Genomic DNA, 12,138 nt, shown 5'->3' with positions numbered 1-12,138 from the left:
GGACCGCACAGTCGGCGCGGGTTTGGATGATTTTGATACTCTGCCGCCGTGCTGTTTTCAGCAGCGCCACGGTTTGTCGCAAATCCTGTAGCCGCTGCCGAGGAACGAGGCTGCGCTGGTTCTTGAAGGCGCCGGTGTTGCAGCGGGGGTATTGCGTGGCGTTTGAAGGCCAGCGCAGCCTCGCAGGTTCGGCAGTGGCTACAGGGTTACGGGTCAATGGGAGTGGCGAGGCACCTCGGAGCCGCGGCAGCCGACCAGGAAGTCGAAGTCGCAGCCTTCGTCGGCTTGCAGCACGTGGTCGACATACAGCCGGCTATAGCCGCTGGAGAAGATCTTGGCGCTGGTGTCCGGCTTCAGGTCGCTGAGGCGCGCTTGCAGTTCTTCGTCGCTGATGTCCAGGTGCAGGCGGCCGCCGGCACAGTCGAGCTCGATGAAATCACCGTTGCGCACCGCGGCCAGAGGCCCGCCGGCAGCAGCTTCCGGCGCCACGTGCAGAACCACGGTGCCATAGGCCGTGCCGCTCATGCGGGCGTCGGAGATGCGCACCATATCGGTCACGCCCTTGGCCAGGACCTTGGGCGGCAAGCCCATGTTGCCGACTTCGGCCATGCCCGGGTAACCCTTGGGCCCGGCGTTCTTCAGGACCAGGATGCAGGTTTCGTCGACGTCCAGTTCGGGGTCGGCGATGCGCGCCTTGTAGTCGTCGAAGTTCTCGAACACCACCGCCCGGCCGCGATGCTGCATCAGCGCCGGGGTCGCGGCCGAAGGCTTGAGCACCGCACCCCGTGGCGACAGGTTGCCGCGCAGGATGCACAGCCCGCCATCGGCCACCAGCGGGTTGTCGATCTGGCGAATCACTTCGTCGTTGTATTGCGGCGACGCCTGGCAGTTTTTCCAGAGGCTCTGGCCATTGGCAGTCAGAGCGTCCGGGTTGGGCAGCAGGCCGGCTTCGCCCAGGCGGCGAATCACCGCGGGCAGGCCGCCGGCGTAGTAGAACTCTTCCATCAGGAAGCGCCCGGAAGGCTGCATGTCGACGATGGTCGGGGTGCCGCGGCCGATGCGGGTCCAGTCTTCAAGGTCAAGCTCGACGCCCAGGCGCCCGGCAATGGCCTTGAGGTGGATCACGGCGTTGGTCGAGCCACCGATGGCGGCGTTGACCCGGATCGCGTTTTCGAACGCGGCCTTGGTCAGGATCTTCGACAGGCGCAGGTCTTCGCGGACCATGTCGACGATGCGCATGCCTGAAAGGTGGGCCAGCACATAACGGCGCGAATCCACCGCCGGGATCGCCGCGTTGTGCGGCAACGAGGTGCCCAGCGCTTCGGCCATGCAGGCCATGGTCGAAGCGGTGCCCATGGTGTTGCAGGTGCCGGCCGAGCGCGACATTCCGGCTTCGGCGGAGAGGAATTCGTCGAGGCTGATCTGCCCGCCTTTATAGGCTTCGTGCATTTGCCAGACCACGGTCCCGGAACCGATGTCCTTGCCTTTATGTTTGCCATTGAGCATCGGCCCGCCGGTGACCACGATCGCCGGCACGTCGCAGCTGGCAGCACCCATCAGCAGGGCCGGGGTGGTTTTGTCACAGCCGGTCAGCAGCACCACGCCGTCCACCGGGTTGCCGCGAATGGCTTCCTCGACGTCCATGCTGGCCAGGTTGCGCGTGAGCATGGCGGTGGGGCGCAGGTTGGATTCGCCGCTGGAGAACACCGGGAATTCCACCGGGAAGCCACCGGCCTCCAGCACCCCTTTTTTCACGTGTTCGGCGATCTTGCGAAAGTGGGCGTTGCACGGGGTCAGCTCGGACCAGGTGTTGCAGATGCCAATGATCGGCTTGCCCTGGAACTCATGGTCCGGGATGCCCTGGTTCTTCATCCAGCTGCGGTACATGAAGCCGTTCTTGTCGGCGGTGCCGAACCATTGGGCGGAACGCAGGGGTACTTTTTTATCGGTCATGGTGCGGTCACTCTTATTGTATGACTAATTGCAGGCTGTTTTGCCAAATCTACCCGATAAAAAGCCTTTTTGAAATCGTTGTGCGTTAAATAGTATTACTATATTGTCTCTCCACCTGATCGACACCGAGCGCATTCGACGCTGGGATCGGTCGGGGGCTGACGACCCCATAACAAAAACAATTTGGAGAAGACTATGAATCCGGAAGCTCGGATCATTCGCACGTTGACGCTCAGGTTGATTCCCTTCCTGATCCTGCTGTACCTCGTTGCCTTCATCGACCGCTCTGCGGTGGGCTTCGCCAAATTGCACATGAACGCCGACATCGGCCTCAGCGATATGGCTTACGGCTTTGGTGCGGGCCTGTTCTTCATCGGCTACTTCATCTTTGAAGTCCCGAGCAATCTGTTGCTCGAGCGCTTTGGCGCGCGCCGCTGGTTCGCGCGGATCCTGATTACCTGGGGCCTGATCACCGTGGGCATGGCATTCGTCACCGGGCCCTACAGCTTCTATGTGATGCGTTTCCTGCTGGGTGCGGCGGAGGCCGGGTTCTTCCCGGGCGTGCTGTACTACATCACCCGCTGGTTCCCGGTGCGCAACCGGGGCAAGGTGCTGGGCTTCTTTATCCTTTCGCAACCGATCGCGTTGATGGTCACCGGGCCACTGGCGGGCTGGTTGCTGGGCATGAATGGCATCGGTGGCCTGGCGGGCTGGCAATGGCTGTTTATCACCATCGGTATTCCGGCCATCGTGTTGGCATGGCCGACCCTGAAGATCCTGCCCGACACCCCCAAGGATGCCCGCTGGCTGGCCGAGGCCGATCGCCAGTGGCTGCTTGGCGAATTGGACAAGGACCGCAAGGAATATGGCCAGACCGAACACACCAACCCGCTGCGGGCACTGACCGACCGCCGGGTGCTGATCCTGGCCCTGTTGTACCTGCCGAGCACCCTGAGCACCTACGGCCTGAGCCTGTGGCTGCCGACCCTGGTGCATCAGTTTGGCGGCAGTGACCTGAGCACCGGTTTTATCTCGGCGATTCCCTATGTGTTCGGGGTGATCGGCCTGCTGCTGGTGCCGCGCAGTTCCGATCGCCTCAATGACCGATATGGCCACCTCACCGTGCTCTACATCCTCGGTGCCCTGGGCCTGTTCCTCAGTGCCTGGCTGACAGTGCCGGGGATGCAACTGGCGGCGTTGTGCCTGACCGCGTTCAGTCTGTTCTCGGTGACGGCGATCTTCTGGGTCTTGCCGGGGCGCTTCCTGTCCGGGGCCACGGCGGCGGCGGGCATCGCCTTGATCAACTCGTTCGGCAACCTGGGCGGCTACATCGGTCCGTTCGGGATCGGCGCCCTCAAGGAATACACCGGCACCTTGTCCTCGGGCCTGTACTTCCTTTCGGCGGTGATGCTGAGCGGCGTGGTCCTGACCTACATCGTCTACACCCAACTGGAAAAGAAAGCCTCGGCCGCGCGTTCCGCCGCGCTGGAACAGGCCACCTGATCGTTCAGGCGGGCACGGATGCCCGCCGTCCTGGAGTATTTGCATGAGTAGAAAACTGAAAGTCGCGATCGTAGGTCCGGGTAATATCGGCACCGACCTGATGATCAAGGTGATGCGCAACGCCAGGTTCCTGGAAATGGGCGCCATGGTCGGTATCGACCCGGCCTCTGACGGCCTGGCCCGCGCTGCCCGGCTTGGGGTCGCCGTGACCCATGAGGGCATCGAAGGCCTGGTGCGCTTGCCGGAGTTTGCCGATATCGACTTTGTGTTCGACGCCACCAGTGCCGGCGCCCACGTCAAGAACGATGCATTTTTGCGTTCGGTCAAGCCGGGCATCCGCCTGATCGACCTGACCCCGGCGGCCATCGGCCCATACTGCGTGCCGGTGGTGAACTTGGAGCAGAACCTCGACCGGCTCAACGTCAATATGGTGACCTGTGGCGGCCAGGCGACCATTCCCATGGTCGCGGCCGTGTCGCGGGTGGCCAAGGTGCACTACGCGGAAATTGTCGCCTCGATTGCCAGCAAGTCGGCCGGCCCCGGCACTCGCGCCAATATCGACGAGTTCACCGAAACCACCTCGCGTGCCATTGAAGCCATTGGCGGCGCGACCCGGGGCAAGGCAATCATCGTGATGAACCCGGCCGAACCGCCGCCGATGATGCGCGACACGGTGTTCGTGCTGTCCGAGGCTGCCGACCAGGGGCTGGTCGAAGCCTCGATCAGTGAAATGGCGGCGGCAGTGCAGGCTTATGTGCCGGGCTATCGGCTCAAGCAACAGGTGCAGTTCGAAGTGATCAGCCCCGAAGCCCCGCTGCACATCCCGGGCCTGGGCGCCTTCAGTGGGCTCAAGACCTCGATCTTCCTTGAAGTCGAAGGCGCCGCCCATTACCTGCCGGCCTATGCCGGCAACCTCGACATCATGACCTCGGCCGCCCTGGCCACTGCCGAGCGCATGGCCCAGTCGATGCTCAAGGCCTGAGGAGAACCGTGATGACCTTCAACCCCGGTAAAAAACTGTACATCTCCGATGTGACCCTGCGCGATGGCAGCCACGCGGTGCGCCATCAGTACTCGATCAAGAACGTGCAGGACATTGCCCGCGCCCTGGACCTGGCCCGGGTCGACAGCATTGAAGTCGCCCACGGCGACGGCCTGCAGGGGTCGAGCTTCAACTACGGCTTCGCCGCCCACACCGACCTGGAATGGATCGAAGCAGCGGCCGATGTCATCAGCCACGCCAAGATCGCTACCTTGCTGCTGCCGGGCATCGGCACCGTGCACGACCTCAAGGCCGCCTACGACGCCGGTGCGCGGGTGGTGCGGGTCGCCACCCATTGCACCGAAGCCGATGTGTCCAGGCAGCACATCGAATTCGCCCGGGAACTGGGCATGGACACCGTGGGCTTCCTGATGATGAGCCACATGATCGCGCCCGAGCACCTGGCGCAGCAGGCCAAGCTGATGGAAAGCTACGGCGCGACCTGTGTGTACATGGCCGACTCCGGCGGGGCGATGACCATGCAGGATGTGCGCGAGCGTTTTCGCGCGTTCAAGGCGGTGCTCAAGCCCGAGACTGAAACCGGCATGCATGCCCACCACAACCTGTCCCTGGGCGTGGCCAACTCCATCACTGCGGTGGAGGAGGGCTGCGACCGGATCGACGCCAGCCTCGCCGGGATGGGCGCGGGTGCCGGCAACGCGCCGCTGGAGGTGTTTATCGCCGCCGCCGAGCGCCTGGGCTGGAACCACGGCGCTGACCTCTACACCTTGATGGACGCCGCGGATGATTTGGTGCGGCCGTTGCAGGATCGCCCGGTGCGGGTCGATCGGGAATCCCTGGCCCTGGGTTATGCCGGGGTCTATTCGAGCTTCTTGCGCCACGCCGAGCTGGCGGCCGCACGCTATGGCCTGAAGACCGTGGACATCCTGGTGGAGTTGGGCAAGCGGCGCATGGTCGGCGGCCAGGAAGACATGATTGTCGACGTCGCCCTGGACCTGCTGAAAAAGGCTTGAGCACCTGACGCGGGCGGTTTTTCCAGCCCTGGCCCAGCAACAGCGCCACTCCTTGGGGTGGCGTTTTTGTGGGGCACGGGTTCGTGTGCGACGCCGTCCGGGTTAGACTGCCGGTCGCTGATTCCACCACCCAGAGCCGCGTTGCCATGACTCCTCCGAACATTGAGCTGTTTACCGATTTCATTCCCGACCCGCAGGCGTTGTTCGAAGGCCTGCAGCAATCGGTGCAATGGGACGAGCGCATGCGTGCGCGCAAGACCGCCAGTTTCGGTGCACCGTACGATTATTCGCAGATCACTTACCCAGCCCAGCCGATGCCCGAGGAACTGGAGCGGTTGTGCAGCCTGATTGAGCAGCAACTGGGCTTTCGACCGAACAATTGCCTGATCAATTACTACCCGGATGGCAGCTCGTCCATGGGCTTTCACTCCGATGCCAAAGAGCAGATGGTCGAAGGCACCGGGGTCGCGATCGTGTCCCTGGGCTGTGCGCGGCCTATCGTCTACCGCCACAAGCAGGACCGCAGCCTGGAGTTTTCCTATCTGCTGGGCAGTGGCTCGATGCTCTACATGTCCGATGCGGTGCAGACGCAATGGCTGCACGCAATTCCCAAGGCCCCGGATGCCGGGGAGCGCATCAGCCTGTCGTTTCGTCTGCTCGACAGCCAGTGAAGGCGGCCTGCGGCCGGCCTATCGCCGAGCCAAGACACAGCTGATGCTGTAATGATATTATTTCAGGTGAATCGATTCATCCTGTCTATGGGGTGAGTCGAACTGTTTATGTCCTGCGTCCCGATGACATAGCAACAGAAAAACAGTGTCACTCCCGTCGCTGAAGCCAATACGAATAAGAAGTCAGCACAAGAGCGATATAAAAGTGGGGTCGAGCTGCATGTCGGCCTTGTGTGCCCACCCTCCATATCTTCTGAACACGCAGGTCCCGGCGGCTGCCATACCGTGAGCCGGGTGGCTTGTGATCAGGGTTGGAAGGGCGGATGGCGTTCTATCGTAGGTACTACAGTATGTTGAAAAAGGTGAACACGGCTCTGTTGGGCCTGGCTATGTCGCTGGGGCTTTCGTCCTCGTACGCGGCTGAACCGAAGAAAGTCGATGTGCTGCTGATCGGCGGCGGCATCATGAGTTCGACCCTGGGGGTCTGGCTCAATGAGCTGGAGCCGGAGTGGTCGATGGAAATGGTCGAGCGTCTCGACGGCGTCGCCGAAGAAAGCTCGAACGGCTGGAACAACGCCGGCACCGGTCACTCGGCCCTGGCTGAGCTGAACTACACGCCAGAAGACAAGAACGGCAAGGTCGAAATCCCCAAGGCGATCGAGATCAACGAAGCCTTTCAGATTTCCCGTCAGTTCTGGGCCTGGCAGGTTCAGCAAAATGTCCTGAAAAACCCGCGCTCGTTCATCAACTCCACGCCGCACATGAGCTTTGTGTGGGGTGACGACAACATCACCTTCCTCAAGAAGCGCTACGAGGCATTGCAGGCCAGCCCGCTGTTCGCCGGCATGCAGTACTCCGAAGACCCGGTGCAGATCAAGAAATGGGTCCCGCTGATGATGGAAGGGCGCGATCCGCAGCAGAAGGTCGCAGCCACCTGGTCGCCGATCGGCACTGACGTCAACTTCGGCGAGATCACGCGCCAGTTCGTTGCCCACCTGCAGACCAAACCGAACTTCGCCCTGAAGCTGTCGAGCGAAGTGCGTGACATCGCCCGCAACGAAGACGGTTCGTGGCGCGTGACCTACAAGAACCTGAAAGACGGTAGCGAAACCAAGACCGACGCCAAGTTCCTGTTTATCGGCGCGGGTGGCGGTGCCTTGCACCTGCTGCAGAAGTCGGGCATCGAAGAAGCGCGCGAATACGCCGGCTTCCCTGTGGGCGGCTCGTTCCTGGTAACCGATAACCCGACGATCGCCGAGCAGCACCTGGCCAAGGCCTATGGCAAGGCATCGGTTGGCGCGCCGCCGATGTCGGTTCCGCACCTGGACACCCGCGTGCTGGACGGCAAGCGGGTCATCCTGTTTGGCCCATTCGCGACCTTCTCCACCAAGTTCCTCAAGGAAGGCTCGTACTTCGACCTGCTGACCAGCACCACCACCCACAACATCTGGCCGATGACCAAAGTCGGCGTCGAGCAGTACCCGTTGGTGGAATACCTGGCCGGCCAGCTGATGCTGTCGGACGAAGACCGTTTCAATGCGCTGAAGGAATACTTCCCACAAGCCAAGCAGCAAGACTGGCGCCTGTGGCAAGCCGGCCAGCGCGTACAGATCATCAAGCGTGATGAAGAGAAGGGCGGCGTGCTCAAGCTGGGCACCGAGATCGTTGCTTCCAAGGACGGCAGCATTGCCGGCCTGCTGGGTGCATCGCCAGGCGCCTCCACCGCTGCACCGATCATGCTGAACGTGCTGGAAAAGGTCTTCAAGGACAAGGTTGCCTCCCCAGCCTGGCAAGAGAAGCTGCACCAGATCGTCCCGAGCTATGGCACTGCGCTGAACGTCAGCCCTGAGCGCGTGGCTCAAGAGTGGGCGTACACCGCCAAGGTCCTGCAACTCGACCCGCCACCGGCGATCGGCAACATTGCCGCTCCTCAGGATGCCGCTGCCAAGCCCAAGGCTGAGCAGCCAAGCAACCCTGCGTCGGATTTGGCCCTGTAAGAAACGCCGGGGCCGGTCGTTCGACTCCCAGCGATGAAAGCGCCACTCCTCGGAGTGGCGTTTTTTTTCGCCGTTTTTTTCTGAATTGGCCATCCAGCGGGCTTGCCGGGTCAGGTTGCCGGCGCGGCCTGGCACAGCTGTGGCAAAATGCCGACCCTCTGAATTATCGAAGGCAGGATCATGGTCAGGACGGTTGGCACGGACGCGGGCGAGCGCAAGCTATTGGGCGATGTGGCCGAATTCGGCTGGCATTGCGTAGGCATTCTGGAAGAGGGCGAGGAGCCAGCCTACAGCTTCACTGTGGGTCTGTTTGAAACCTTCAAACATCCGGAGCTGATCATCTTCGGCGTGCCATCGCGCCTTGGGCAGCAACTGCTGAATATCGTCGGCCAGGCGCTGCGCGATGGCGAACCGATTGACCTGAATAAACCCACCGACGCCTTGCTGGAGGGGTATTCATGCTGCTTTGTGCCGGTGCCCAAGGCCCACTACCGCGAGTTCGTGGGTTTTGCCCGCTGGTACTACGAAGGCAATGACTTCCCTCTGTACCAGGTGGTCTGGCCGTCGCGCAGTGGTCTCTTTCCGTGGGATGCCGATGCTCATCCGCAGTTCAGGGCGGCCCAGCCCGTGCTCGGCGAACCACTGAATCACTGATAGCGGTATGCCTCAGGGATCAATGTACAGCGGTGTCAACAAGGTGGACGCTGCTGTACATTTATTCTTGCCGGGCGGGGGGCGAGCCTCTAGGATCGCGCCATGACCGACTGAAAGGCAGGCACTATGTTCGGCGAACCCACGATTGGCATTATCGGTGGCAGCGGATGGCTTGGCCGTTCGCTTGCGCAATCGATGCTTGAAACAGCCTTTGTCCAACCTCGGGCCTTGATTCTGTCGAGCCGTTCCACCGGTGAGCTGGCGCTGCATGCCCGGTGGCCGCAGGTGCGCATGACCCGCAGTAACCAGGAGCTGCTGGAGCAGTGCCAGGTCATTATTGTCGCGGTACGCCCCGAGCAGTTTCCCGCGGTCAGTTTTGACGGCGTGCAGCGCTTGGTGATTTCGCTGATGGCCGGGGTCTCCATGGCCAGCCTGGTGCGTCACACCGGCTGCTCCCAGGTGATTCGCGCCATGCCCAATGCGGCGGCTGAAATCGGCAAGTCCTATACCCCCTGGTTGGCGACCGCGAGTGTGACACCCGAGCAGAAAGCCTTTACCCAGTGCTTGTTTGAAACCTGTGGTGGCGCCGACGAAGTCTTCACTGAAGCCGACCTCAACTATTTGAGTGCGCTGGTGGGGACTGGCCCGGCGTATCCGGCGCTGTTGGCCCAGGCCATGTTCGAGCATGCCCTGGCCCAGGGGCTACCCAAAGCCATTGCCCGGCGGGCGGTGGATGCAGTGGTGATGGACGCTAGCCAGTTACTGGACACGTACCGCCCCGAGCAGTTGCTGGATGCATTGCGCAGCTATCGAGGCGTCACTGCGGCAGGTCTGGAAGGGATGAGCAGCGCGGGTTTCGTGCGCTCAGTCAATGCCGGCCTGGACGCTGCGCTCGGTGCGGCCGCCGCCATGCAGGCTTCGGCGGCGGATGATCCAACCGAGTGAGCTCGGGCGGATGCCGTATAAGGCCTAGTCTTCGGGCTCGTCGCTCAACAAGCCACGAAAGCCCCAGTCCTGCGGGTCGATCTCCTGAATCACGATATGGGTCTGTTCGGGCTTCTTGCCCAGGATCCGCACCAGGGAGTCGGTGAACTCCTTGACCAGTTGGGCCTTCTGCTCGCGCGAGGCACCCTTGGTGATTTGCAGATTGATATAAGGCATCGGGTGAGTTTCCTTCAGTGAAAGGGCGGTGATGCGGCTGTCCGGCACCTTGCATCGCCCGAGGGGCGCTCGGCTCGGCGACTGAAGTTTTTTACACGCTAGCGTGCGCAGTAGCAAAGGCTTTGGCTGGTCCAGCGCTCGATAATCGCATGGCTGTGGGCCAAGCCCGCTTCAAGTGCGGCAACGGCGGACAGGTAGTCATGGCCGAAGGGCGGCGAGCTGAAGCGCAAGGCGTAGCAGGGATGATGGCCCTTGCAGTTGACCCGTCCCACATAACTGAATGCCGAACGGTCCTGGCCCGGTTCACACACAATCATCAGGTACACATCATGCTGGGCATGACTGTGGGTGAACCAGTTGTTGGTAACTTCCATAGACTGCTTCGTCCAGTGGGGGTGATGGGCGTACTCCGAGAGATGGCCGGTCATCGACATCGATGACAGGGATGCTTGAATTGGCCTGCTACAGAGCGGCCCGGACATTCGTTGGCACGGAGTGAATGAGCGCTACATGCTCGCGGAACTGGCGTAGACCTGGGAATAAGACCAATCCTTATGCTGTCTACGAATTGTCTGATTTCCATGGGGCGGGGGAGCTGAGCCTGGATAAATCAGGCGCTGACCCGTGTGCGAGGAGGCATTGCACCTCCCCGCCGGGCTTCACTCAACGTTGTTGCAGGCTGCGCTCCATGCGCTGGATCCCTTCCTCGAGCAGGGCTCGCGGGCAGCCGAAATTCAGGCGCACAAACTGGCCGCAATCGTCGCCAAATTCCAGGCCGGCGCTCAGGCCGACTTTTGCCTGGCTGAGGAAGAAGCCATGGGGATCGTCCAGGCCCAGTGTGCTGCAGTCGAGCCAGGCCAGATAAGTACCTTGCGGCGCGTGCATCACCACGCCCGGCAGACGGGTCTGCACGGCGTGCAACAGGTAGTCACGGTTGGCTTGCAGATACTCGATCAGGGCCTTCAGCCAGGGGCCACCGTGGCTGTAGGCGGCGAGGGTGGCTTCCAGCCCCAGGGGGCTGACGCTATCGACCATGCCGGCCCGGGCATTGTTGAAGCGTTCACGGGTGGATCGATCCTGAATGATGGCGAAGCAGGTTTTCATCCCGGCAATGTTGTAAGCCTTGCTGGCCGACATCAGGGTGATGGTGCGCTTGGCAATCTCCGGGCTCAGGGACGCCGTGGGGATATGTCGGCGCCCGTCGAAGCAGAGTTCAGCGTGGATTTCATCGGAGATGATCAGCGCGCCCTGTTCCAGGCAGGCGTTGGCCACGTCCAGCAACTCTTCCCGCGGAAAGACTTTGCCCAGCGGGTTGTGCGGGTTGCTCAACAGCAGTGCGCCCGCGCCATGCAGAGCCTGGCGCAGGGCCGGCAGAGGCGTGAGGTAATCACCTTGAGCGTCGCGCTCGAAGGCCAGTTCAATTTTTGGCAAGTTCCAGTTATCTGGCGCCATGCGCAGCGGACGGTAATTGGGCGTCTGCACCACCACCGTCTGCCCCGGCTCGACAAAACCCCGCAATGCCATATTGAACCCGGGCTCGACGCCGGGTAGAAACAGTAACTCATCGGGCTGCACCCGCCAGGCGTACTTGCTCCACAAGTCAGCCACTATCGCCTCGCGCACTTCATCGCGGGCCACGCTGTAGCCGAGCAGTGGATGCTCCAGACGCTGTTGCAGGGCCTGAATGATTTCGCTCGCCACGGCAAAATCCATATCAGCAACCCACATCGGCAGGACATCCGCCGGGTAGCGACTCCATTTAGTGCTTCCGGTGCCTTGGCGTGGGTAAACCGTGTCGAAATCGATGCTCATGAACCTGGCTCTCATCTGCTCGGATAGTCGCAGGATTCTAGCGGGTCCCGAGCGCGTCGGCGTATAGACACTGCGGCGAGAGCAATAAGTAACGACGCCCAATCTCAATCATTGCGGGGGGGGGGGGGGGCCAAACCCCCCCTGAGCCAACCCCCTCCTCCCCCCTCCCAGGGTGCAACCACCGCCGCACCTGGCTATGTGGCACAAAACCACCAACCTTTCCTCATCTACACCTTCCACCACTCCTCGACTCACTCTGCTTGCCTCTCTTCGTTCCCCTCTCTCTTTTATCATCATCATCATATCATCATTCTTCACTGTCACCACATCCTACCCACCTGTTTCCTCATCACCTACACTCACTTATCTCC

General features: G+C 61.7%; 11 protein-coding genes. 7 read left to right on the top strand and 4 right to left on the bottom strand.

Annotated elements, in window-relative coordinates; translation table 11 throughout:
* Nucleotides 1-213: 213 nt before the first annotated feature.
* A complete protein-coding gene (locus tag MF4836_RS34175; RefSeq protein WP_020294811.1) occupies nucleotides 214-1,953 on the bottom strand; it encodes an IlvD/Edd family dehydratase in 1,740 nt (579 codons plus the stop codon).
* A 195-nt stretch (nucleotides 1,954-2,148) separates the two neighbouring features.
* Between MF4836_RS34175 and MF4836_RS34170 the strand changes: the two genes are divergently transcribed.
* The 7 genes from MF4836_RS34170 to MF4836_RS34140 all read left to right on the top strand — a co-directional run bounded on the left by MF4836_RS34170 (nucleotide 2,149) and on the right by MF4836_RS34140 (nucleotide 9,739).
* Nucleotides 2,149-3,456, top strand: coding sequence for an MFS transporter (locus tag MF4836_RS34170; RefSeq protein ID WP_078474089.1), 1,308 nt, complete (start codon nucleotides 2,149-2,151; stop codon nucleotides 3,454-3,456).
* A gap of 43 nt (nucleotides 3,457-3,499) precedes the next feature.
* A complete protein-coding gene (locus MF4836_RS34165) occupies nucleotides 3,500-4,438 on the top strand; it encodes an acetaldehyde dehydrogenase (acetylating) (RefSeq protein WP_078474088.1) in 939 nt (312 codons plus the stop codon).
* 11 nt (nucleotides 4,439-4,449) lie between these two features.
* Nucleotides 4,450-5,472 (top strand): 4-hydroxy-2-oxovalerate aldolase, encoded by a 1,023-nt coding sequence (gene dmpG, locus MF4836_RS34160; RefSeq protein WP_078474087.1) that lies wholly within the window; start codon nucleotides 4,450-4,452, stop codon nucleotides 5,470-5,472.
* Nucleotides 5,473-5,618: 146 nt separating this feature from the next.
* Nucleotides 5,619-6,143, top strand: a complete 525-nt coding sequence (locus tag MF4836_RS34155; RefSeq protein WP_078474086.1) for an alpha-ketoglutarate-dependent dioxygenase AlkB family protein — start codon at nucleotides 5,619-5,621, stop codon at nucleotides 6,141-6,143.
* A 350-nt stretch (nucleotides 6,144-6,493) separates the two neighbouring features.
* Nucleotides 6,494-8,140 (top strand): malate dehydrogenase (quinone), encoded by a 1,647-nt coding sequence (gene mqo, locus MF4836_RS34150; protein ID WP_078474085.1) that lies wholly within the window; start codon nucleotides 6,494-6,496, stop codon nucleotides 8,138-8,140.
* Nucleotides 8,141-8,320: 180 nt separating this feature from the next.
* A complete protein-coding gene (locus MF4836_RS34145; protein ID WP_078474084.1) occupies nucleotides 8,321-8,794 on the top strand; it encodes a DUF4262 domain-containing protein in 474 nt (157 codons plus the stop codon).
* 126 nt (nucleotides 8,795-8,920) lie between these two features.
* Nucleotides 8,921-9,739, top strand: coding sequence for a pyrroline-5-carboxylate reductase family protein (locus tag MF4836_RS34140; RefSeq protein ID WP_078474083.1), 819 nt, complete (start codon nucleotides 8,921-8,923; stop codon nucleotides 9,737-9,739).
* Between the two features lie 24 nt (nucleotides 9,740-9,763).
* Here MF4836_RS34140 and MF4836_RS34135 read toward each other — a convergent pair whose 3' ends face one another.
* The 3 genes from MF4836_RS34135 to MF4836_RS34125 form a co-directional block, all read right to left on the bottom strand.
* Nucleotides 9,764-9,973: a tautomerase family protein gene (locus MF4836_RS34135; RefSeq protein ID WP_274522662.1), complete on the bottom strand. Its 210-nt coding sequence runs from the start codon at nucleotides 9,971-9,973 to the stop codon at nucleotides 9,764-9,766.
* 80 nt (nucleotides 9,974-10,053) lie between these two features.
* Entirely contained in the window at nucleotides 10,054-10,329 is a 276-nt protein-coding gene (locus MF4836_RS34130) for a hypothetical protein (protein WP_078474081.1), read from the bottom strand.
* A 289-nt stretch (nucleotides 10,330-10,618) separates the two neighbouring features.
* Nucleotides 10,619-11,767 (bottom strand): MalY/PatB family protein, encoded by a 1,149-nt coding sequence (locus MF4836_RS34125; protein ID WP_078474080.1) that lies wholly within the window; start codon nucleotides 11,765-11,767, stop codon nucleotides 10,619-10,621.
* Between the last annotated feature and the right edge of the window lie 371 nt (nucleotides 11,768-12,138).

This window comes from Pseudomonas sp. MF4836 (assembly GCF_002018875.1).
Classification (GTDB): Bacteria; Pseudomonadota; Gammaproteobacteria; order Pseudomonadales; family Pseudomonadaceae; genus Aquipseudomonas.
Note: the sequence above shows the minus strand (reverse complement) of the source record. Positions and strands in the feature narration are given on the sequence as shown.

Excerpts from the sequence above, each read along its gene's own strand:
- MF4836_RS34175 (WP_020294811.1), bottom strand. The coding sequence starts at position 1,953 with ATGACCGATAAAAAAGTACCCCTGCGTTCCGCCCAATGGTTCGGCACC.
- MF4836_RS34170 (WP_078474089.1), top strand. The coding sequence starts at position 2,149 with ATGAATCCGGAAGCTCGGATCATTCGCACGTTGACGCTCAGGTTGATT.
- MF4836_RS34165 (WP_078474088.1), top strand. The coding sequence starts at position 3,500 with ATGAGTAGAAAACTGAAAGTCGCGATCGTAGGTCCGGGTAATATCGGC.
- dmpG (WP_078474087.1), top strand. The coding sequence starts at position 4,450 with ATGACCTTCAACCCCGGTAAAAAACTGTACATCTCCGATGTGACCCTG.
- MF4836_RS34155 (WP_078474086.1), top strand. The coding sequence starts at position 5,619 with ATGACTCCTCCGAACATTGAGCTGTTTACCGATTTCATTCCCGACCCG.
- mqo (WP_078474085.1), top strand. The coding sequence starts at position 6,494 with ATGTTGAAAAAGGTGAACACGGCTCTGTTGGGCCTGGCTATGTCGCTG.
- MF4836_RS34145 (WP_078474084.1), top strand. The coding sequence starts at position 8,321 with ATGGTCAGGACGGTTGGCACGGACGCGGGCGAGCGCAAGCTATTGGGC.
- MF4836_RS34140 (WP_078474083.1), top strand. The coding sequence starts at position 8,921 with ATGTTCGGCGAACCCACGATTGGCATTATCGGTGGCAGCGGATGGCTT.
- MF4836_RS34130 (WP_078474081.1), bottom strand. The coding sequence starts at position 10,329 with ATGGAAGTTACCAACAACTGGTTCACCCACAGTCATGCCCAGCATGAT.
- MF4836_RS34125 (WP_078474080.1), bottom strand. The coding sequence starts at position 11,767 with ATGAGCATCGATTTCGACACGGTTTACCCACGCCAAGGCACCGGAAGC.